At 63.3% G+C, this 20,175-nt stretch carries 18 protein-coding genes; 13 read left to right on the top strand and 5 right to left on the bottom strand.

Going from position 1 to position 20,175, the window contains the following annotated elements; translation table 11 throughout:
* Nucleotides 1-173: 173 nt before the first annotated feature.
* The 7 genes from ACVWY1_RS10325 to fdhA all read left to right on the top strand — a co-directional run bounded on the left by ACVWY1_RS10325 (nucleotide 174) and on the right by fdhA (nucleotide 9,229).
* Nucleotides 174-1,427 carry a serine hydroxymethyltransferase gene (locus tag ACVWY1_RS10325; RefSeq protein WP_102681861.1) on the top strand — a complete coding sequence of 418 codons (1,254 nt, stop codon included), beginning with the start codon at nucleotides 174-176 and terminating at the stop codon, nucleotides 1,425-1,427.
* Nucleotides 1,428-1,442: 15 nt separating this feature from the next.
* Nucleotides 1,443-2,693: a sarcosine oxidase subunit beta family protein gene (locus tag ACVWY1_RS10320; RefSeq protein ID WP_457378225.1), complete on the top strand. Its 1,251-nt coding sequence runs from the start codon at nucleotides 1,443-1,445 to the stop codon at nucleotides 2,691-2,693.
* Nucleotides 2,694-2,710: 17 nt separating this feature from the next.
* Complete coding sequence (locus ACVWY1_RS10315; protein WP_023631299.1) at nucleotides 2,711-3,046, top strand: sarcosine oxidase subunit delta; 336 nt, start codon at nucleotides 2,711-2,713, stop codon at nucleotides 3,044-3,046.
* Entirely contained in the window at nucleotides 3,043-6,060 is a 3,018-nt protein-coding gene (locus ACVWY1_RS10310) for a sarcosine oxidase subunit alpha (RefSeq protein WP_277502514.1), read from the top strand. The genes ACVWY1_RS10315 and ACVWY1_RS10310 overlap by 4 nt, the downstream gene beginning before the upstream one ends.
* Before the next feature lie 176 nt (nucleotides 6,061-6,236).
* Nucleotides 6,237-6,869: a sarcosine oxidase subunit gamma gene (locus tag ACVWY1_RS10305; RefSeq protein ID WP_277502515.1), complete on the top strand. Its 633-nt coding sequence runs from the start codon at nucleotides 6,237-6,239 to the stop codon at nucleotides 6,867-6,869.
* Nucleotides 6,870-6,881: 12 nt separating this feature from the next.
* Entirely contained in the window at nucleotides 6,882-7,739 is an 858-nt protein-coding gene (gene purU / locus ACVWY1_RS10300) for a formyltetrahydrofolate deformylase (RefSeq protein WP_023631289.1), read from the top strand.
* A gap of 290 nt (nucleotides 7,740-8,029) precedes the next feature.
* On the top strand, nucleotides 8,030-9,229 hold the full coding sequence (gene fdhA, locus ACVWY1_RS10295) for a formaldehyde dehydrogenase, glutathione-independent (protein WP_046787516.1): 1,200 nt from the start codon (nucleotides 8,030-8,032) through the stop codon (nucleotides 9,227-9,229).
* A gap of 66 nt (nucleotides 9,230-9,295) precedes the next feature.
* Here fdhA and ACVWY1_RS10290 read toward each other — a convergent pair whose 3' ends face one another.
* Together ACVWY1_RS10290 and ACVWY1_RS10285 are read right to left on the bottom strand one after the other, a co-directional pair.
* Nucleotides 9,296-10,120 carry an RHS repeat-associated core domain-containing protein gene (locus tag ACVWY1_RS10290; RefSeq protein ID WP_457378224.1) on the bottom strand — a complete coding sequence of 275 codons (825 nt, stop codon included), beginning with the start codon at nucleotides 10,118-10,120 and terminating at the stop codon, nucleotides 9,296-9,298.
* Nucleotides 10,121-10,196: 76 nt separating this feature from the next.
* Nucleotides 10,197-11,024 carry an RHS repeat-associated core domain-containing protein gene (locus ACVWY1_RS10285; RefSeq protein ID WP_457378223.1) on the bottom strand — a complete coding sequence of 276 codons (828 nt, stop codon included), beginning with the start codon at nucleotides 11,022-11,024 and terminating at the stop codon, nucleotides 10,197-10,199.
* Nucleotides 11,025-11,416: 392 nt separating this feature from the next.
* Between ACVWY1_RS10285 and ACVWY1_RS10280 the strand changes: the two genes are divergently transcribed.
* Both ACVWY1_RS10280 and ACVWY1_RS10275 read left to right on the top strand, forming a co-directional pair.
* Nucleotides 11,417-11,725 carry a hypothetical protein gene (locus tag ACVWY1_RS10280; RefSeq protein WP_046857444.1) on the top strand — a complete coding sequence of 103 codons (309 nt, stop codon included), beginning with the start codon at nucleotides 11,417-11,419 and terminating at the stop codon, nucleotides 11,723-11,725.
* Nucleotides 11,726-11,935: 210 nt separating this feature from the next.
* Nucleotides 11,936-12,505 carry a DUF2780 domain-containing protein gene (locus ACVWY1_RS10275; RefSeq protein WP_139667966.1) on the top strand — a complete coding sequence of 190 codons (570 nt, stop codon included), beginning with the start codon at nucleotides 11,936-11,938 and terminating at the stop codon, nucleotides 12,503-12,505.
* A 53-nt stretch (nucleotides 12,506-12,558) separates the two neighbouring features.
* On the opposite strand, the gene ACVWY1_RS10270 is transcribed toward ACVWY1_RS10275, so the two are convergent.
* A complete protein-coding gene (locus ACVWY1_RS10270) occupies nucleotides 12,559-13,908 on the bottom strand; it encodes an APC family permease (protein WP_457378222.1) in 1,350 nt (449 codons plus the stop codon).
* 171 nt (nucleotides 13,909-14,079) lie between these two features.
* Nucleotides 14,080-14,967 carry an acyltransferase gene (locus ACVWY1_RS10265; protein ID WP_102681868.1) on the bottom strand — a complete coding sequence of 296 codons (888 nt, stop codon included), beginning with the start codon at nucleotides 14,965-14,967 and terminating at the stop codon, nucleotides 14,080-14,082.
* Nucleotides 14,968-15,149: 182 nt separating this feature from the next.
* Here ACVWY1_RS10265 and rloA2 point away from each other — a divergent pair, with 182 nt between their 5' ends.
* The 4 genes from rloA2 to creD all read left to right on the top strand — a co-directional run bounded on the left by rloA2 (nucleotide 15,150) and on the right by creD (nucleotide 19,374).
* Nucleotides 15,150-15,650, top strand: a complete 501-nt coding sequence (rloA2, locus tag ACVWY1_RS10260; protein ID WP_094011550.1) for a retropepsin-like aspartic peptidase RloA2 — start codon at nucleotides 15,150-15,152, stop codon at nucleotides 15,648-15,650.
* A 108-nt stretch (nucleotides 15,651-15,758) separates the two neighbouring features.
* Complete coding sequence (gene creB, locus ACVWY1_RS10255; RefSeq protein WP_038707205.1) at nucleotides 15,759-16,439, top strand: two-component system response regulator CreB; 681 nt, start codon at nucleotides 15,759-15,761, stop codon at nucleotides 16,437-16,439.
* Nucleotides 16,439-17,872: a two-component system sensor histidine kinase CreC gene (gene creC, locus ACVWY1_RS10250; RefSeq protein ID WP_457378221.1), complete on the top strand. Its 1,434-nt coding sequence runs from the start codon at nucleotides 16,439-16,441 to the stop codon at nucleotides 17,870-17,872. Before creB ends, creC begins: the two co-directional genes overlap by 1 nt.
* A gap of 173 nt (nucleotides 17,873-18,045) precedes the next feature.
* Entirely contained in the window at nucleotides 18,046-19,374 is a 1,329-nt protein-coding gene (gene creD, locus ACVWY1_RS10245; RefSeq protein ID WP_046857437.1) for a cell envelope integrity protein CreD, read from the top strand.
* Between the two features lie 183 nt (nucleotides 19,375-19,557).
* Here creD and ACVWY1_RS10240 read toward each other — a convergent pair whose 3' ends face one another.
* On the bottom strand, nucleotides 19,558-20,172 hold the full coding sequence (locus ACVWY1_RS10240) for a glutathione S-transferase (protein ID WP_198753782.1): 615 nt from the start codon (nucleotides 20,170-20,172) through the stop codon (nucleotides 19,558-19,560).
* Between the last annotated feature and the right edge of the window lie 3 nt (nucleotides 20,173-20,175).

The raw sequence follows: 20,175 nt of genomic DNA, 5'->3' as shown, positions 1-20,175 counted from the left end.
CGCCGGCAAGCCGGCTCCCACAGGGCTGTGTGGCGCTTGGGGTAGCAATGTCGTAAACGCGCCATTGCAAGGCGCGCGCAGGCATCTGTACCGCCGTGCCCGGTCATACCATCGCTGCAAAGGGTGGGAAAACCCTCACCAGACAAGAAACGATCGCTGCCGGGAGATACACGATGTTCAGCAAGCAAGACCAGATCCAGGGTTACGACGACGCACTGCTGGCGGCGATGAATGCCGAGGAGCAGCGCCAGGAAGATCACATCGAGCTGATCGCCTCGGAGAACTACACCAGCAAGCGCGTGATGCAGGCCCAGGGCAGCGGCCTGACCAACAAGTACGCCGAAGGCTACCCGGGCAAGCGCTACTACGGTGGCTGCGAGCATGTGGACAAAGTCGAGGCGCTGGCCATCGAGCGCGCCAAGCAGCTGTTCGGTGCCGATTACGCCAACGTCCAGCCGCACTCCGGCTCCTCGGCCAACGGCGCTGTGTACCTGGCCCTGCTGCAGGCTGGCGACACCATCCTGGGCATGAGCCTGGCCCACGGCGGCCACCTGACCCACGGCGCCAAGGTGTCGTCCTCGGGCAAGCTGTACAACGCCGTTCAATACGGGATCGACACCGCAACCGGCTTGATCGACTACGACGAAGTCGAGCGCCTGGCGGTGGAACACAAGCCGAAGATGATCGTCGCCGGCTTCTCGGCCTACTCCAAGACCCTGGACTTCCCGCGTTTCCGCCAGATCGCCGATAAAGTCGGCGCGCTGCTGTTCGTCGACATGGCCCACGTCGCCGGGCTGGTCGCCGCGGGGCTGTACCCGAACCCGATCCCGTTCGCCGACGTGGTCACCACTACCACCCACAAGACCCTGCGCGGGCCGCGTGGCGGCCTGATCCTGGCCAAGTCCAACGAAGAGATCGAGAAAAAGCTCAACGCCGCCGTGTTCCCCGGCGCCCAGGGCGGCCCGCTGATGCATGTGATCGCCGCCAAGGCGGTGTGCTTCAAGGAGGCGCTGGAGCCCGAATTCAAGGCCTACCAGAAACAAGTCATCGAAAACGCCCAGGCCATGGCCCAGGTATTCATCGAGCGCGGCTACGACGTGGTGTCCGGCGGTACCGACAACCACCTGTTCCTGGTCAGCCTGATCCGCCAGGGCCTGACCGGCAAGGACGCTGACGCAGCCCTCGGCCGCGCCCATATCACCGTCAACAAGAACGCCGTGCCCAACGACCCGCAGTCGCCGTTCGTCACCTCGGGCCTGCGCATCGGTACCCCGGCCGTCACCACCCGTGGCTTCAAGGTTGCCCAGTGCACTGCGCTGGCCGGCTGGATCTGCGATGTGCTCGACAACCTGGGCGACGCCGATGTCGAGGCCGATGTGGCCAAGAACGTCGCCGCGCTGTGCGCCGACTTCCCGGTCTACCGCTGAGTGGAGCAGAACACCATGCAACGTTATTCGGGCTTCGGCCTCTTCAAGCACTCCCTCAGCCACCACGAGAACTGGCAGCGCATGTGGCGCACGCCGACGCCGAAGAAGGTCTACGACGTGGTCATCGTCGGCGGTGGCGGCCATGGCCTGGCTACCGCCTACTACCTGGCCAAGGAGCACGGCATCACCAACGTCGCGGTGATCGAGAAGGGCTACCTGGGCGGCGGCAACACTGCCCGTAACACCACCATCGTGCGTTCCAACTACCTGTGGGATGAGTCGGCGCACTTGTACGAGCACGCCATGAAGCTGTGGGAAGGCCTTTCGCAGGACATCAACTACAACGTGATGTTCTCCCAGCGCGGCGTCTACAACCTGTGCCACACCCTGCAGGACATCCGCGACTCCGAGCGCCGGGTCAACGCCAACCGCCTCAACGGCGTCGACGGCGAGCTGATCCGCACCGAACAGGTGGCGGCCGAGATCCCCTATCTCGACTGCTCGAAGAACACCCGCTACCCGATCCTCGGTGCCACCGTGCAGCGCCGTGGCGGCGTGGCCCGCCACGATGCCGTGGCCTGGGGCTTCGCCCGTGCCGCCGACGCCCTGGGCGTGGACTTGATCCAGCAGACCGAGGTGATCGGCTTCCGTAAAGAAAACGGCGCGGTGATCGGGGTTGAAACGAACAAGGGCTTCATCGGCGCCAAGCGCGTCGGCGTGGTCACCGCAGGCAACTCCGGGCACATGGCCAAGCTCGCCGGCTTCCGCCTGCCGCTGGAGTCGCACCCGCTGCAGGCACTGGTATCGGAGCCGATCAAGCCGATCATCGACAGCGTGATCATGTCCAACGCCGTGCACGGCTACATCAGCCAGTCCGACAAGGGCGACCTGGTGATCGGCGCCGGTATCGACGGTTGGGTCGGCTACGGCCAGCGCGGTTCGTACCCGGTCATCGAGCACACCCTGCAGGCGATCGTCGAGATGTTCCCGATCCTCTCGCGCGTGCGCATGAATCGCCAGTGGGGCGGCATCGTCGACACCACCCCCGACGCCTGCCCGATCATCTCCAAGACCCCGGTGAAGAACATGTTCTTCAACTGCGGCTGGGGCACTGGCGGCTTCAAGGCCACCCCGGGCTCGGGCAACGTGTTTGCCGCCAGCCTGGCCAAGGGCGAGATGCACCAGCTGGCCGCGCCTTTCTCCATCGACCGTTTCTACAACGGCGCGCTGATCGACGAACACGGCGCCGCTGCCGTCGCCCACTGACCCCGGAGACAACCGTCATGTTGCACATCTTCTGTCCCCACTGCGGCGAGCTGCGCTCCGAGGAAGAATTCCACGCGTCCGGCCAGGCGCATATCGCCCGCCCGCTGGACCCGAACGCCTGCTCCGACGAGGAGTGGGGCACCTACATGTTCTTCCGCGACAACCCGCGTGGCATCCACCACGAGCTGTGGGACCACGTTGCCGGCTGCCGCCAGTACTTCAACGTCACCCGCGACACCGTGACCTACGAGATTCTGGAAACCTACAAGATCGGCGAGAAGCCTCAGGTCACCGCCGCCTCGAAACAGAGCAGCGCGCCAGCGACCGCCAAGGGCCAAGGGGAAAAAGTATGAGCCAGACCTATCGCCTCGCCAGCGGCGGCCGTATCGACCGCAGCAAGGTGCTGAATTTCACCTTCAACGGCAAGACCTATCAGGGCTATGCCGGCGACACCCTGGCCGCCGCGCTGCTGGCCAACGGCGTCGACATCGTCGGGCGCAGCTTCAAGTACTCGCGCCCCCGCGGGATCATCGCCGCCGGTACCGAAGAGCCGAATGCGATCCTGCAGATCGGCGCCAGCGAAGCTACCCAGATCCCCAACGTGCGCGCCACCCAGCAGGCCCTGTACGCAGGCCTGGTGGCCACCAGCACCAACGGCTGGCCGAACGTCAACAACGACATGATGGGCATCATCGGCAAGGTCGGCGGCAGCATGATGCCGCCCGGGTTCTACTACAAGACCTTCATGTACCCCAAGTCGTTCTGGATGACCTACGAGAAGTACATCCGCAAGGCGGCGGGCCTCGGCCGCGCGCCGCTGCAGAATGATCCGGACAGCTACGACTACATGAACCAGCACTGCGACGTGCTGATCGTCGGCGCCGGCCCTGCCGGCCTGGCCGCCGCGCTGGCTGCCGCCCGTAGTGGCGCACGGGTGATCCTGGCCGACGAGCAGGAAGAGTTCGGCGGCACCTTGCTCGACAGCCGCGAAACCCTCGATGGCAAACCAGCCTCCGATTGGGTCAATGCCGTTGTCGCCGAACTGGAGTCGCTGCCGGAAGTCACCCTGTTGCCACGCAGCACGGTCAATGGCTATCACGACCACAACTTCCTGACCATCCACGAGCGTCTTACCGACCACCTTGGTGACCGCGCCCCGATCGGCCAGGTGCGCCAGCGCGTGCACCGTGTACGTGCCAATCGTGTAGTGCTGGCTGCTGGCGCCCATGAGCGTCCATTGGTGTACGGCAACAACGACCTGCCGGGCAACATGCTGGCTGGCGCCGTATCCACCTACGTGCGCCGCTATGGCGTGGCCCCGGGCCGCAAGCTGGTGCTGTCGACCAACAACGACCACGCCTACCGTGCCGCGTTGGACTGGCACGATGCCGGCCTGCAAGTGGTCGCCATCGCCGACGCCCGCCACAACCCGCGTGGCTCGCTGGTCGAAGAGGCTCGCGCCAAAGGCATTCGCATCCTCACCTCCAGCGCCGTGATCGAGGCCAAGGGCAGCAAGCACGTCACCGGCGCCCGCGTGGCCGCCATCGATGTGCAGGCGCACAAGGTCACCAGCCCTGGTGAAACCCTCGACTGCGACCTGATCGCCACCTCCGGCGGCTACAGCCCGGTGGTGCACCTGGCCTCGCACCTGGGCGGTCGCCCGGTGTGGCGTGAAGACATCCTCGGCTTCGTGCCGGGCGATGCCCCGCAGAAACGCGTGTGCGTCGGTGGCGTGAACGGCGTCTATGCCCTTGGGGACGTGATCGCCGACGGTTTCGAAGGCGGTGTTCGCGCTGCCACCGAGGCCGGCTTCAAGGCCAGCGTCGGCACCCTGCCGAAAACCCTGGCACGCAAGGAAGAGGCCACCGTGGCCCTGTTCCAAGTGCCCCACGACAAAGGCACCGCCCGTGCGCCGAAGCAGTTCGTCGACCAACAGAACGACGTCACCGCCGCGGCCATCGAGCTGGCCACCCGCGAAGGCTTCGAGTCGGTCGAGCACGTCAAGCGCTACACCGCCCTGGGCTTTGGCACCGACCAGGGCAAGCTGGGCAACATCAACGGCCTGGCCATCGCCGCCCGCTCGCTCGGGATCGGCATCCCGGAAATGGGCACCACCATGTTCCGCCCCAACTACACGCCGGTGACCTTCGGCGCGGTAGCAGGCCGGCACTGCGGCCACCTGTTCGAGCCGGTGCGCTTCACCGCCCTGCATGCCTGGCACATCAAGAACGGCGCCGAGTTCGAGGACGTCGGCCAATGGAAGCGCCCGTGGTACTTCCCCAAGCCCGGCGAAGATATCCACACCGCGGTGGCCCGCGAGTGCAAGGCCGTGCGTGACAGCGTCGGCCTGCTGGACGCCTCGACCCTGGGCAAGATCGACATCCAGGGCCCTGACGCCCGCGAGTTCCTCAACCGCATCTACACCAACGCCTGGACCAAGCTCGACGTGGGCAAGGCCCGCTACGGCCTGATGTGCAAGGAAGACGGCATGGTCTTCGACGACGGCGTGACCGCCTGCGTCGGCGACAACCACTTCATCATGACCACCACCACCGGCGGCGCCGCTCGCGTGCTGCAGTGGCTGGAGCTGTACCACCAGACCGAATGGCCGGAAATGAAGGTGTTCTTCACCTCGGTCACCGACCACTGGGCGACCATGACCCTGTCCGGGCCCAACAGCCGCAAGCTGCTGGCCGACGTCAGCGACATCGACCTGGACAAGGACGGCTTCCCGTTCATGAGCTGGAAGGAAGGCCTGGTCGGCGGCGTGCCGGCGCGGGTGTTCCGCATCTCGTTCACCGGCGAGCTGTCGTACGAGATCAACGTGCAGGCCAACTACGCCATGGGCGTGTTGGAACAGATCGTCGAGGCGGGCAAAAAGTACAACCTGACCCCGTACGGCACCGAGACCATGCACGTGCTGCGCGCCGAGAAGGGCTTCATCATCGTCGGCCAGGACACCGACGGCTCGATGACCCCGGACGACCTCAACATGAGCTGGTGCGTGGGCCGCAACAAGGCCTTCTCGTGGATCGGCCTGCGCGGCATGAACCGTGAAGACACCACCCGCGACAATCGCAAGCAACTGGTGGGCCTCAAGCCCGTGGACCCGAACGTGTGGCTGCCGGAAGGCGCCCAGTTGGTGTTCGACCCCAAGCAGCCGATCCCGATGGACATGGTCGGCCACGTCACCTCCAGCTACGCGGCCAACTCTCTGGGCTATTCGTTCGCCATGGGCGTGGTCAAGGGCGGCCTCAAGCGCCTGGGCGAGCGGGTCTATTCGCCGCAGGCCGATGGCAGCGTGATCGAGGCCGAGATCGTGTCTTCGGTGTTCTTCGATCCGAAGGGTGAGCGGCAGAACGTTTGATTCCGGGCCCTGTGGGGCAGGCCAGGCCCTTCGCCGGCAAGCCGGCTCCCACAGGTTCGATGCAGCTCCTGAGGTCGATGCGGTCCCTGTGGGAGCTGGCTTGCCAGCGATGGGGCCAGCGCATCCATCCAGTTGCTGCATCGCTTCGACGAACACGAATTCAAGGCAGGTAAGAAATGAGCGCTATCAACGTCTTCCAGCAAAACCCAGGCCCTGACGCCAAGGCCCAGTCGCCACTGCACCACGCCGACCTGGCCAGCCTGGTCGGCAAGGGCCGCAAGAACGCAGGCGTGACCCTGCGCGAAAAGAAATTGCTCGGCCACCTGACCCTGCGTGGCGACGGCCATGACCAGGCCTTTGCCGGCGGCGTGCACAAGGCCCTGGGCCTGGAGCTGCCGGTGGCCCTGACCGTGGTCGCCAACAGCGAGATGTCGCTGCAGTGGGTGGGCCCGGACGAGTGGCTGCTGATCGTCCCCGGCGGCCAGGAGTTCGCCGTCGAGCAGAAGCTGCGCGACGCCCTCGACGGCCAGCACATCCAGGTGGTCAACGTCACCGGCGGGCAGACCCTGCTCGAGCTGCGCGGCCCCAACGTGCGCGACGTGCTGATGAAATCCACCAGCTACGATGTACACCCGAACAACTTCCCGGTCGGCAAGGCCGTTGGCACCGTGTTCGCCAAGTCGCAACTGGTGATCCGCCGTACCGCCGAGGACACCTGGGAGTTGGTGATTCGCCGCAGCTTCTCCGACTACTGGTGGCTGTGGCTGCAGGACGCATCGGCCGAATACGGCCTGGCCATCGAAGCCTAAGGAGCATTACCCATGAGTCGGGCACCGGACACCTGGATTCTCACTGCCGACTGCCCGAGCATGCTCGGCACGGTCGATGTGGTGACGCGTCATCTCTACGAGCAGCGCTGCTACGTCACCGAGCACCATTCCTTCGATGACCGGCTGTCGGGGCGGTTCTTCATCCGTGTGGAGTTCCGCGCCGCGGACGGCTTCGACGAGGAGGGCTTCCGCGCCGGCCTCGCCGAACGCAGCGAAGCCTTCGGCATGGCCTTTGAGCTGACCGCGCCGAACCACCGCCCCAAGGTGGTGATCATGGTGTCCAAGGCCGACCATTGCCTGAACGACCTGCTGTACCGCCAACGCATTGGCCAGTTGGCGATGGACGTGGTCGCGGTGGTGTCCAACCACCCCGACCTGGAGCCCCTGGCGCACTGGCACAAGATTCCGTACTACCACTTCGCCCTCGACCCCAACGACAAGCCGGCGCAGGAGCGCAAGGTGCTGCAGGTGATCGAGGAGAGCGGCGCCGAACTGGTCATTCTTGCCCGCTACATGCAAGTGCTGTCGCCGGAGCTGTGCCGCCGGCTGGATGGCTGGGCGATCAACATCCACCACTCGTTGCTGCCTGGCTTCAAGGGCGCCAAGCCGTATCACCAGGCCTATAACAAGGGCGTGAAAATGGTGGGTGCCACCGCGCACTACATCAACAACGACCTGGACGAAGGGCCGATCATCGCCCAGGGCGTGGAGGTGGTGGACCACAGCCACTACCCGGAAGACCTGATCGCCAAAGGGCGGGACATCGAGTGCCTGACCCTGGCGCGGGCGGTGGGGTATCACATCGAAAGAAGGGTGTTCCTCAACGCCAATCGCACCGTGGTTCTCTGATAGATCGCTGGGGCCGCTTTGCGGCCCTTTCGCTGGCAAGCCAGCTCCCACAGGTACAGTGCGCGCACCTCTGTGGGAGCTGGCTTGTCGTGGCGACGAACCGCAGCGAATGGGCTGCGCAGCGGCCCCAGCGATGTCCGCCGCAAACAGGCATCCCCCTGTCGCATCCAGTCACCGCCCCATCCCCCATCAAGCCCACAATCCCTTCATTCCAGTAACACAGGCCGCCCACGGAAAGGCGGCGCTTTCCACCACCGCTGCATAAATACAAATCAAGCGAGGTAAGAAGCATGTCTGGTAACCGTGGAGTGGTGTATCTCGGCGCGGGCAAGGTCGAGGTGCAGAAGATCGACTACCCCAAGATGCAGGACCCGCGCGGCAAGAAGATCGAGCATGGTGTCATCCTCAAGGTGGTCTCCACCAACATCTGCGGCTCCGACCAGCACATGGTCCGCGGCCGCACCACCGCCCAGGTCGGCCTGGTGCTGGGCCACGAAATCACCGGTGAAATCGTCGAGATGGGGCGTGACGTCGAGCGCCTGAAGATCGGCGACCTGGTGTCGGTGCCGTTCAATGTCGCCTGCGGCCGCTGCCGCTCGTGCAAAGAGATGCACACCGGTGTCTGCCTTACCGTCAACCCGGCCCGCGCCGGCGGCGCCTACGGCTACGTCGACATGGGCGACTGGACCGGCGGCCAGGCTGAATACGTGCTGGTGCCGTACGCCGACTTCAACCTGCTGAAACTGCCGGACCGCGACAAGGCGATGGAGAAGATTCGCGACCTGACCTGCCTGTCCGATATCCTCCCCACCGGCTACCACGGCGCTGTCACTGCTGGCGTTGGCCCGGGCAGCACGGTGTATGTCGCCGGAGCCGGCCCGGTCGGCCTGGCCGCCGCGGCGTCCGCCCGCCTGCTGGGCGCCGCCTGCGTGATCGTCGGCGACCTCAACCCGCTGCGCCTGGCCCACGCCAAATCCCAAGGTTTCGAGGTGGTCGACCTGTCCAAGGACACCCCGCTGCACGAGCAGATCGTCGATATCCTCGGCGAGCCGGAAGTGGACTGCGCCGTCGATGCCGTCGGCTTCGAAGCCCGTGGCCATGGCCATGAAGGCGCCAAACACGAAGCCCCGGCCACCGTGCTCAACTCGCTGATGCAAGTGACCCGCGTGGCCGGCAACATCGGCATTCCGGGCCTGTACGTGACCGAAGACCCGGGCGCGGTGGATGCCGCCGCCAAGATCGGCGCGCTGAGCATTCGCTTCGGCCTCGGCTGGGCCAAGTCCCACAGCTTCCACACCGGGCAGACCCCGACCATGAAGTACAACCGCCAGCTGATGCAGGCGATCATGTGGGACCGCATCAATATCGCCGAAGTGGTGGGGGTGCAGGTGATCAGCCTGGACCAGGCGCCGGAGGGGTATGGCGAGTTTGATGCAGGGGTGCCGAAGAAGTTTGTGATTGATCCGCATAAGACATTTAGTGCGGCGTAAGATGTTAACTACAGCGCCCCTTTTGGGGCGTTGTAGTTTTTTGAAAACGGCCAGTGACTTTGCGGGTTAGACCCTACGTAAGTCGATACTGCTATCTTGCATGGGGAAGAAGGTCCTGGGTTTGTAGTTGAAAGGTTCTGTCTCGCTAACTTCAAAGTTAGCGTCGGTAAGTGCTCCTCTGCGGTCTGTTTTAAGGATTTCTAGGTCGACCTTTCCTGTATTTAGATATTCGCTACGTAAGTCGAATACCGTCCCCTCATAGCCTTTTACCTTGCGGCCTGAAATGTTAGATAGTTCCTGGGCGAATATTTTTCCATTGGCATCTGGGGTGGCTGAGTCGCATATTGAGATATGAATTTTTTTGAATTTTTTTAAATTTATTTTATTGTCTGATAGGAAATTGGTGAATTGTGCTGCGCTCATTTTTTTGTCGTTGGCTCGTACTGCACCTGGAAGTCCGTGAGCTTTTATGAGCAGTGAATCACGTTGAAGCTTTCTGGGCTGCGAAAGAACAAGCACCCCCTGACTGTTTAAAAGCGGTAGCACCGGCTTGTGGCCTGATGGGTCGGTTTTGTTTATGGGGTCATTTAGTACATATGCGTACACATTAATCCCGCCGTCATCGAATGGACTAAAGCTGTCTGGTGAGTTGAAGCGCATCAGTGATGGGTTATACGACCGATAGCCATTTCCGAGCAGGTAGAGTCCTGAGCGCGCTCTGTGTTCAGCATTGAATCCCAATAGTGTGGGTTCACTGCTATTGAGCGGGCTGTGGCCAAAAGCTGAATAAGAAATGGTGTTTTGGGCTGAGTTTGAATGTCTGATTATAGATCCATTCTTGTCTGTGCCAAGTAACACCTTTACTGATGTAAGCATAGACTTTCTCGTCATGTTGCCTCCCCGAGATAGCCACCGTATTACGCCATGAGTGATTTTTGTCTAGTAAAGCTCACTGGTTCGGTATTAACTATGGGTTGTCGCGTCGGTCCCGAATGCGTTGAGCGCGTTCATTATGTTCGGCAAGCCTGTCAAGGCTATCTTCACGATGTTCAATAGTTTCTCGCCCTATTGCACGGCGGCGCCCATCTCGGCCACTAGGGAGGGAATCATCATTACCCCACAGACTTTTTGAATGTTGCATGTGGAGTTCGTATATACGGTGTTCTGCCGCTTCGAGTGAAACAGTCTTCATGTAAAATGTGCCTTCATGAATAGCATCGCGAATGTCGCTGTAGTTGTCACTCGTGATGTTTTCGAAAGCGGCTTTGTTTGATGCTTTGATGGCGACGCGCTGAGTTTTTTTTGCGAGTGTTTTTAAGTTGTTGGCTTCGGTGTCAGGTAGGTGCGTCGTAATTCCGTCGACTACGCTGTTATTTAGCAGCAGTGCGGGCCAACCGGACAACTTATCAATATGCCATGCAGTGTTTGTTTTGCCAGGGAGGCTGAGGTCGAGGGCGTGTCCGGACCTGTCTGTCATGTTAACAGGGTCACCTTGACAGTATGCGTAGCTATTCAGACCTCCGCGCTCAAATGGGGACCAGCTGTCGGGCGAGTTGAAACGCATTAATGCGGTTTTGTAACCGCGGTAACCATTGCCTAATAAGTAGATATCGTTTTTTTCACGGTGTACGCCGGTGAAACCCAGCAAGCGGGTCATGCCATTGAGAGGACCGAAGCCAAATGCGGTATAGTGGCAGGAGTGTTGCTCCTGCGGCTTATGCCGGTGCAATACAGATCCCTGCCTGTCTGTTGCCAAAAGCACTGTTTCTGAGCTTTTTTTGAATCCCTGTCTCACGGCACACCCCTGGCGTTCGCTCGATTTTGCATGACTCTGCGACGAAGGAGCGGTGCTAGCAACTGGCAAAAATGTCAGTTACGCAGATGAGTCCTACTTGCTCGCAGGACGTATCTCACTGACTGGATGGGGTTGAAGGAAATACCCTACGCAATCTGTCGATGCACGTCTGATTGTCCGGGGAAATCCTGCTCACTAGGCTCTCCCGGTCGCTGTCGGTTCAGCGATCGGGTGTGGAAACCCGACAATCACGACTCCTGCCGTCATGGCAGTTGTGCACGGGAGGCCGTATGGCCTACCGGGTTACTCGTGACCGGTTTTCCACCCCGTGTACAACTGCCACCCTACGTGTGGAAACGGACGGGAGCAGTTCAACCACACGAGTGACTGTTATGAAAAAGATCGTCCCCGACCCACCCGAAGACCTCCACGCCAAATTCCAACTCCCGCCCGGCCAATCCCTCTCCACCGCCATCCTCGAAGGCGCCGTGCCCATCGAGGAAGTGCTGATGAACGTCTGCCATTTCATGTTCATCGCCTATACCGACGGCTACCACGCCCAGGAACTGGCGACCGACGGCGATCTGAAGCAACTCCAGGCGTCCAGCCTGCAGCACCTGACCGTCGCCTGGGGGCAGGTCGATGCGCTGGTGGGGGCGTTGAAGCAGGTGCCTGCCTCGGGCTTCTATCAGCCGGGTTGAAATAGCTGGGGCCGCCGTGCGGCCCATCGCCGGCGAGCCGGCTCCCACAGGGACAGCGCAGGGCTCAGACTATTGCGCAATCCACTGTGGGAGCTGGCTTGCCAGCGATTGGGCCCTGGGATGAACACCGATGGCCGGCCCGGAACAAACCTCTGCCCCCCCAGTCCAACCCTCGTTTCCCGGCCATTCCGGCCGACGAGGTCCCTCCCGATGAAAGCATTCACCCTGGCAACCTTGATGACCCTGGCCGCAAGCCCGGTGTTCGCCTTCAACCTCAGCGACGCGGCCAATGCCGTCTCGGCCATGCAGAACCAGAACCCACAGGCACAGGGGCAAGCGCCAGCCGCCCAGGCCAACCTGCTCAATACGCTGGGCAGCGAGTTGAAAATCACCCCCGAGCAGGCCATCGGCGGCGCCGGGGCCATGTTGGGCCTGGCGCGCAACAACCTCAGCGGCGATGACTACGGGCAGTTGACCAAGGCTGTGCCGGGGCTCGACCTGTTGTCGGGCAACAATGCGCTGGGTGGGCTGAACGGGCTGGGGCAGTTGCTGGGCAATGACAAGAACAGCTCGGCCCTGAGCAATGCGCTGGGCGGTGAAGTCGAGAACCGCAATGACCTGGACAACGCCTTCAAGGCGCTGGGCATGGATACCGGGATGATCGGCCAGTTCGCGCCGTTGATCCTGCAGTACCTGGGGCAGCAGGGGATTGCCGGGTCGTTGCTGCAGAACCTGGGGAGTTTGTGGGGTAACCCAGCGGTAGCCACCCCGTCGGTTTGATCCAAGATTTTGCAGGAGCGGGACAAGCCCGCTCCTACAGGAAATGTGTGGGACTATGCGGTCTCGGAGAAATCCACCAACCGCACCGGCCGACGGAAACCGGCCGTCAGCACCGCGAGGTACGCCAGCCCCAGGGCAAACCAGCATAAGCCGATCACCAGCGTCAGCGCCGACAGGCTGGTCCACAGCCACAAGGTCAGGCTCAACCCCACCAGCGGTACCGCGCCGTAGCGCAACAGGCCCAGCGGCGTGCGCTGTCCGGCGTCATCCATCAGGTGCGTCTTCACCACCGCCAGGTTCACCGCCGAGAACGCCACCAGCGCGCCAAAGCTGATCAGCGAGGCGAGGGTGGTCAGGTCGATCACCAGTGCCAGCAGCGAGAACGCCGACACCAGCAGGGTGGCGAACACCGGCGTGCCGAAGCGCGGCGACAGGTAGCCGAAGCTGCGCTGCGGCAGCACGCGGTCGCGGCCCATGGTAAACAGGATGCGTGACACCGCCGCCTGCGAGGCCAGCGCCGAGCCCAGGCTGCCGGCAACAAAGGCAGCGGTGAAGAAGTTGGCGAGGAACTGCCCACCGGCCTTCATCATCACTTCGTTGGCCGCGGCATCGGTGTTGGCGAAGGTGCTGCCCGGCAGCACCAGCTGGCTGACATAGGCCAGCACGGTGAACAGCAGCCCGGCGCCGAGGGTGGTGAGGATGATCGCCCGCGGCACGTCGCGGCGGGCGTCCTTGCATTCCTCGGCCAGGGTCGACACGGCATCGAAGCCGAGGAACGACAGGCACAGCACCGCCGCCCCCGCCATCAGGGCACCGAAGCCCGGCGCGCTGCCATCACCGCGCAGCGGCGCCAGCAGGTCCACCGGCTGCCCGGCCAGGCCCTGCCAGGACAGGGCGACGAACACGCCGATGAAGACGATCTGCGCGCCGACGATCAGGTTGCTGGTCTTGGCCACCGAGTGGATGCCGACCACGTTGAGCACGGTCACCACGGCGATGGCCGCCAGCACGATGGCCCAGGCCGGGATGGCCGGGAACGCGATGTTGAGGAACAGCCCGATCAGCAGGTAATTGATCATCGGGATGAACAGGTAATCGAGCAGCAGCGACCAGCCCGCCAGGAAACCCACGTTGGGGCCGAAGGCCATGTTGGTGTAGGAGTACGCCGAGCCCGCGACCGGGAAGCGCTTGACCATGAAACTGTAGGAGGTGGCGGTGAACAGCATGGCCAGCAGGGTGACCAGGTAGGCACCGGCGGTGCGGCCACCAGTGAGTTCGGTGACGATGCCGTAGGTGGTGAAGATGGTCAGCGGGACCATGTACACCAGGCCGAAGAACACCAGGGCGGGCAGGCCCAGGACGCGGCGCAGTTGCGCGGGGGCGGAGCAGGGAGGGTTGGCCATCGATCGATCCTGGCTTTTTTTGTAGTTGTGGTTGATCGATTTTTATCCACTCAGGTGGGTGGTGACAAACAAAGAGTTCTTTATGTCGATTATAAATCTGGATTTTAATCGGGGTTTGGTGAGGTAGTTGTAGGCCCTATCGCGGGCAAGAGCGCGACAGGGCCATTGGTTTCAGCGCATCTCCGCGCGCAACAGCGCGATCCGCTGGTCCTTGTCCAGCCACAGCTGGTTGACCCAGGCCTGCACGGTCTGGCGGAACGCCGGGTCGTTCTCGTAATCGCCCTCGCACAGCGCCGGGTCCAGCTCGCGCACGCGGATGTCGATGATCACCCGGCTGATGCTGCCGTTGAGCAGGTCCCAGAACCCCGGCGCCTTGTCGCCCGGGTAGACGATGGTCACATCGAGCAGCGCATCCAGCTGTTCGCCCAGCGCCGCCAGCACGAAGGCAACGCCGCCGGCCTTGGGCTTGAGCAGGTGGCGGTAGGGCGATTGCTGCTCGGCGCGCTTGGCCTCAGTGAAGCGGGTGCCTTCGAGGTAGTTGACCACGGTCACCGGCTGGCGCTTGAACAGCTCGCAGGCGGCCTTGGTGATCTCCAGGTCCTTGCCCTTGAGTTCGGGGTGCTTGTCGAGGAAGGCCTTGCTGTAGCGCTTCATGAACGGGTAATCCAGCCCCCACCAGGCCAGGCCAAGCAGTGGTACCCAGATCAGCTCTTTCTTGAGGAAGAACTTGAAGAACGGCACGCGGCGGTTGAGGCTCTCGATCAGCGCCGGGATATCCACCCAGGTCTGGTGATTGCTCACGCACAGGTACGAGGTGTCCTGGCGCAGCGTGTCGACGCCGCGGATGTCCCATTGGGTGGGGATGCACAGGGCGAAGATGGCCTTGTCGATTTCCGACCAGGTTTCGGCGATCCACATCACCGCGGCCGACGCGTAGTCGCGGCCACGGCCCGGCAGCACCAGCTTGAGCAGGGCGAAGACCAGCAGCGGGCCGATCAGCACCAGGGTGTTGAGCAGCAGCAGGGTGAGGGTGAGGATGCCGGTCAGCAGGCGACGCATAAGGGGACTCTTGTTGTGTGAAGTGAACGGTTGGCAATGATAAGCAGGGTATGGCCCTTAGCCAAACGTCGTACGTCCATTAACTGGGACAAATGTTTCACATTATGTTGTTTAACCTGTGGCGACGAACCTATCCTGCCCGCACAGTCTAAGCACTGACCCCTCTCAAGGAAGCCTGCCCTGTGAAACCCTTGCTTGCCCTGCTGTCCCTTCTGGCGTTGCCGGTAATGGCCGCCGAACCGACGCTCTATGGCCGTTACGAGAACATCAAGCTGCCGGAGATCGGCCAGACCCTCAAAGCCAAGATGGATACCGGTGCCTGGACCGCTTCGCTGTCGGCCAAGGACATCGAGATGTTCACCCGTGATGGCAACGAGTGGGTGCGCTTCCGCCTGGCGACCGAGGGCGCCAGCGACAAGCTCTACGAGCATGAAGTGTCGCGTATCAGCAAGATCAAGAACCGCGCCGAGGAAGATGACGAGGAGGAGTCGCCAGCGCTCTCGCATCGCCCGGTGATCGACCTGGAAATGTGCCTGGGCGATGTGAAACGCACCGTGGAGGTCAACCTGGTCGACCGCAGCAATTTCCGCTATCCGCTGTTGATCGGCTCCAAGGCCCTGCGCAAGTTCAAGGCGGCGGTCGACCCGCGCGAGAAGTTCACGGCAGGCAATCCGGGCTGCTGATGCAGCAGCTGCAAGCATAGAGCGACAAGCTGCAAGAAACGGCGGATCGGTGTAAGTTGCCGCGATCCGCTTTCACTTGAAGCTTGCAGCTCGAGGCTCGCCGCTCAGATGCCCCACATCCTCATCGTCGAAGACGAATCCGCCATCGCCGACACCCTAATCTACGCCTTGCAGGCCGACGGCCACAGCACCGAGTGGGTGACCCTTGGCAGCGCCGCCGTCGAGCAGCAGCGCCTGCGCCCGGCAGACCTGGTGATCCTCGACATCGGCCTGCCCGATATCAGTGGCTTCGAGACCTGCCGCCAGTTGCGCCGCTTCAGCGAGGTGCCAGTGATGTTCCTCAGTGCCCGCGACGCCGAGATCGACCGCGTGCTGGGCCTGGAGATCGGCGCCGACGACTACGTGGTCAAGCCGTTTAGCCCCCGCGAGGTGGCGGCGCGGGTACGGGCGATCCTTAAGCGCATGGCGCCGAGGGTTGAAGTGGCCAGCGACAGCACGCCGTTCCAGCTCGATACCCTGGCGATGCGCATCAGCTACCGGGGTCAGGCGCTGGCGCTCACCCGCCACGAGTTCCGTTTGCTGCAAAGCCTGCTCGAGCAACCGCGCCGGGTGTTCAGCCGCGAGCAACTGCTCGATGGCTTGGGCGTGGCCTCGGACGTGGGCTACGAGCGCACCATCGACAGCCATATCAAGAGCCTGCGCGCCAAGCTGCGCCAGGTTGCGCCCGACGCCGAGGCGATCCAGACGCACCGCGGCCTGGGCTACAGCTACAGCCCGGAGCACGCCTGATGCGCCTGGGGATTCGCATCTTCCTGGTGTACTTCCTGTTCGTCGGCCTGGCGGGTTACTTCCTGCTCAACACGGTGCGCGAGCAGATCCGCCCGGTGGTGCGTCAGTCATCGGAAGAAACCCTGGTGGACACAGCCAACCTGCTGGCCGAGATCCTTCATGACGATGTGAAGAACGGCACCCTGACCCAGAGCCGCCTGTCGCAGGTACTGGCCTCCTATGGCGAGCGGCGCCCGAGCGCGCAGATCTGGGGGTTGGCGAAAAACCAGGTCAGCCACCGGATCTACGTGACCGATGCCAAGGGCGTCGTACTGCTCGACTCCAGCGGCCGGGACGTGGGCAAGGACTATTCGCGCTGGAATGACGTCTACCTGACCTTGCGTGGCCAGTACGGTGCACGCTCGACTCGCAGCGACCCGGATGACGAAAGCACCTCGGTGATGCATGTGGCGGCGCCGATCCTCGATGGCGGCCAGATCATTGGCGTGGTCACCGTGGCCAAGCCCAACAGCTCGCTGCAGCCGTACATCGACCGCTCCGAGCGGCGCCTGCTGATCCTCGGCCTCGGGCTGATCGTGCTCGGCCTGTTGGTGGGGGCGGCGCTGTCGTGGTGGCTGACTCGCTCGTTGCGCCGCCTCACTCATTACGCCCAGGCGGTCAGCGAGGGCCAGCGTGCCGCGCTGCCGCACTACAAGGGCGGCGAGCTGCTGCAACTGGCCACGGCGGTGGAGCGCATGCGCACCCAGCTCGAAGGCAAGGCCTACGTCGAACGCTACGTGCACACACTCACCCATGAGCTCAAGAGCCCGCTGGCGGCGATCCGTGGCGCCTCGGAGCTGCTCCAGGGCGACATGCCGCAAGAGCAGCGGGCGCGCTTTGCCGGCAACATCGAGCGCGAGAGCGACCGCTTGCAGCAGATGATCGAGCGGCTGCTCAACCTGGCCCGGGTCGAACAGATGCAGGCCCTGGAGGACGAGCAGCAGGTGGCGGTGGCGGCGCTGATCGATGAGCTGTTGCTGGCCCATGGCACGAGGATAGACGGTGCCGGGTTGCAGGTGCGCCAGCGCATTCCGGCGGGCCTCAGGCTGCTGTGCGATCCATTCCTGATGCGCCAGGCACTGGCCAACCTGCTGGACAATGCGCTGGACTTCACTCCGCAGCAAGGCGCGCTGGCCTTCGAGCTGGAGCGCGATGGCGAGCGTGTGGCATTGAGCCTGTTCAACCAGGGGCAGGCGATCCCCGACTATGCCCTGGACCGGGTCAGCGAGCGGTTCTATTCGCTGCCAAGGCCCGGGACCGGGCGCAAGAGCACCGGGCTGGGGCTGAACTTCGTGGCCGAGGTGATGCAGTTGCATGGCGGGGCGCTGGCGGTGGACAACGTCGAGGGTGGCGTGCGAGTGAGGTTGTGGCTGCCGGCGCGGCGCGTCAGTTGAGTTACCGGGGGCCGCTTTGCGGCCCTTTCGCCGGCGAGCCGGCTCCCACAGGGATTTGCGCATGGCATGCGCGCGGGTAGCAGCCTGAATCTCCACACAATCTCCACATTCCCTCCCCAAGGGCTCCACGCAGCGGGCAGACACTGCCCGCATCGCAAACGGAGCCCAACCCCATGAACAAGACCCTAGGTTTCAAGCTCGGCCTGATCGCCGTGCTGATCCTGCTGCTGCTGATTCCCCTGCTGATGATCGGCGGCTTGATCGACGAACGTCAGCAACTGCGCAACAACGTGCTCGGCGAGATCGCCGCGAGCTCCAGCTTTGACCAGCTGGTCAGCGGCCCGGTCGTGGTGGTGCCCTATCGCAAGTACGAGCGCCGCTGGATCGACAAGGACGGCAAGAGTGTCCAGGAAACCAGCACGGTCCATGGCCAGCTGTACTTCTTGCCGGAAACCTTCGAAATGGATGTGGGCGTTGATACCGAGCTGCGTGCCCGTGGCATCTATCAGGCGCGCTTGTTCCATGCCAAGAGCAGGATCAGCGGCCGCTTCAAGCTGCCCGAGCGCTGGGGGATCGAGAAGGACTACGACGACTACCGCTTCGACAAGCCGCGGCTGATGGTCGGCATCAGTGATATCCGCGGCATCGAGAACAGCCTTGAACTGAAGTTGGACGACCAGCGCCTGCCGTTCCAGCCCGGCAACGGTGTCGACTGGTTACCGGGCGGCGTGCATGTGGACCTGCCGCAGTTCAGCGAACCGCAGGCCCGGGAGTTCACCTATGCCTTCGATTTGGACTTGCTGGGCACCGGGCAACTGGCCGTGCTGCCGGTCGGGCGCAGCAGTACCGTGGACATGCGCGCCAACTGGCCGCACCCGAGCTTCATCGGCAACTTCCTGCCCAGCCGCCGCGCCATCGACGAGAAAGGCTTCAGCGCCCACTGGCAGACCACGTTCTTCGCCACCAACCTGGAAGAGGCGGTGCGCCTGTGCGCCACGGCGCAGAAGTGCGCTGACTTCACCGACCGGGCGTTCGGCGTGAGCTTCGTCGACCCGGTGGACCAGTACCTCAAGAGCGAGCGGGCGATCAAGTACGCGCTGCTGTTCATAGCCCTGACCTTCGCCGGCTTCTTCCTGTTCGAGGTGTTGAAGAACCTCAGCGTGCACCCGGTGCAGTACATCCTGGTGGGCGTGGCCCTGGCGTTCTTCTACCTGCTGCTGCTGTCGTTGTCGGAGCACCTGGGGTTCGGCCTGGCCTATGGGCTGTCGGCGTCGGGCTGTGTGCTGCTGATCGGCTTCTATCTGGTGCACGTGCTGCGCAGCCTTGGGCGGGGGGTGGGCTTTGCGGCGGGTTTGGCGGCGTTGTACGGCATGCTCTACGGGCTGCTCAGCGCCGAGGACTACGCATTGCTGATGGGCTCGTTGCTGTGCTTCGGCCTGCTGGGTGTGTTCATGGTGCTGACCCGCCGGCTGGATTGGTCGCGGGTGGGGAGGGGCGTATGAGGGAGGATAGAGAGATCGGGCGCTGGTTGGCGCAGAGGATTGGGCAGTTGTTTCCTGTGATACGGCGTTGATGCTGGGGCTGCTGTGCAGCCCAATCGCCGGCAAGCCGGCTCCCACAAGGATTGCGCTGAACTCTGTGGGAGCCGGCTTGTCGTGGCGACGAACCGCGGCGATTGCGGTGGATCAGGCTACAGGAGCTGTAGCCACCATCGACGGCCGCTTCGACACCTCGGTATACCACGCCGCCAGCCCTGGCTGCCTTTCACGCCAGCCGAACTCAGGCTGGCGCAGGTCCAGGTACCCCAGCGCACAGGCCACGCCAATCGCGGCCAAATCAAACCCCGAGGCCAGCTCCGCCAGGTGTTCCTGCTCCAGGTTGGCCAGGCTGCGACGGATCTTCTCGCCCTGGGCCTCGACCCAACCCGTCCACTGCTTGTCCGCCGGGCGCAGGAAGGTTTCATAGCGGGTAGCCACCGCAGCATCCATGATCGCATCGGCCTGGGAGACCAGGGTCAGCCGCCGCCAGCGCGCCGAACCCTCGCGGGGGATCAACGGCAGGCCTACATGCTGGCTGTCGAGGTACTCGCAGATAACCCGGCTGTCGTGCAGCACACTGCCATCGTCCAGGCGCAGGGCCGGAATCTTGCCGATCGGGTTTCCCCGGTTGAGCTGCTCGTCGCCGTTCACCGGGCTGATGTTCACGCCCTGCACGGTGACGCGCTCCAGCTGGCCGGTCTCGTGCAAGACGATCATCACCTTGCGTACGAAGGGCGACAACGGCGAATGGAACAGGATCATGGC

The organism is Pseudomonas sp. TE6288 (assembly GCF_054062095.1).
The sequence above is the reverse complement of the archived record's forward strand: the minus strand, read 5'-3'. Positions and strand labels throughout refer to the sequence as shown.

What these genes read in the sequence shown, in the direction of transcription:
- ACVWY1_RS10325 (WP_102681861.1), top strand. Translation starts at nt 174, where the DNA reads ATGTTCAGCAAGCAAGACCAGATCCAGGGTTACGACGACGCACTGCTG.
- ACVWY1_RS10320 (WP_457378225.1), top strand. Translation starts at nt 1,443, where the DNA reads ATGCAACGTTATTCGGGCTTCGGCCTCTTCAAGCACTCCCTCAGCCAC.
- ACVWY1_RS10315 (WP_023631299.1), top strand. Translation starts at nt 2,711, where the DNA reads ATGTTGCACATCTTCTGTCCCCACTGCGGCGAGCTGCGCTCCGAGGAA.
- ACVWY1_RS10310 (WP_277502514.1), top strand. Translation starts at nt 3,043, where the DNA reads ATGAGCCAGACCTATCGCCTCGCCAGCGGCGGCCGTATCGACCGCAGC.
- ACVWY1_RS10305 (WP_277502515.1), top strand. Translation starts at nt 6,237, where the DNA reads ATGAGCGCTATCAACGTCTTCCAGCAAAACCCAGGCCCTGACGCCAAG.
- purU (WP_023631289.1), top strand. Translation starts at nt 6,882, where the DNA reads ATGAGTCGGGCACCGGACACCTGGATTCTCACTGCCGACTGCCCGAGC.
- fdhA (WP_046787516.1), top strand. Translation starts at nt 8,030, where the DNA reads ATGTCTGGTAACCGTGGAGTGGTGTATCTCGGCGCGGGCAAGGTCGAG.
- ACVWY1_RS10290 (WP_457378224.1), bottom strand. Translation starts at nt 10,120, where the DNA reads ATGACGAGAAAGTCTATGCTTACATCAGTAAAGGTGTTACTTGGCACA.
- ACVWY1_RS10280 (WP_046857444.1), top strand. Translation starts at nt 11,417, where the DNA reads ATGAAAAAGATCGTCCCCGACCCACCCGAAGACCTCCACGCCAAATTC.
- ACVWY1_RS10275 (WP_139667966.1), top strand. Translation starts at nt 11,936, where the DNA reads ATGAAAGCATTCACCCTGGCAACCTTGATGACCCTGGCCGCAAGCCCG.
- ACVWY1_RS10270 (WP_457378222.1), bottom strand. Translation starts at nt 13,908, where the DNA reads ATGGCCAACCCTCCCTGCTCCGCCCCCGCGCAACTGCGCCGCGTCCTG.
- ACVWY1_RS10265 (WP_102681868.1), bottom strand. Translation starts at nt 14,967, where the DNA reads ATGCGTCGCCTGCTGACCGGCATCCTCACCCTCACCCTGCTGCTGCTC.
- creB (WP_038707205.1), top strand. Translation starts at nt 15,759, where the DNA reads ATGCCCCACATCCTCATCGTCGAAGACGAATCCGCCATCGCCGACACC.
- creC (WP_457378221.1), top strand. Translation starts at nt 16,439, where the DNA reads ATGCGCCTGGGGATTCGCATCTTCCTGGTGTACTTCCTGTTCGTCGGC.
- creD (WP_046857437.1), top strand. Translation starts at nt 18,046, where the DNA reads ATGAACAAGACCCTAGGTTTCAAGCTCGGCCTGATCGCCGTGCTGATC.
- ACVWY1_RS10240 (WP_198753782.1), bottom strand. Translation starts at nt 20,172, where the DNA reads ATGATCCTGTTCCATTCGCCGTTGTCGCCCTTCGTACGCAAGGTGATG.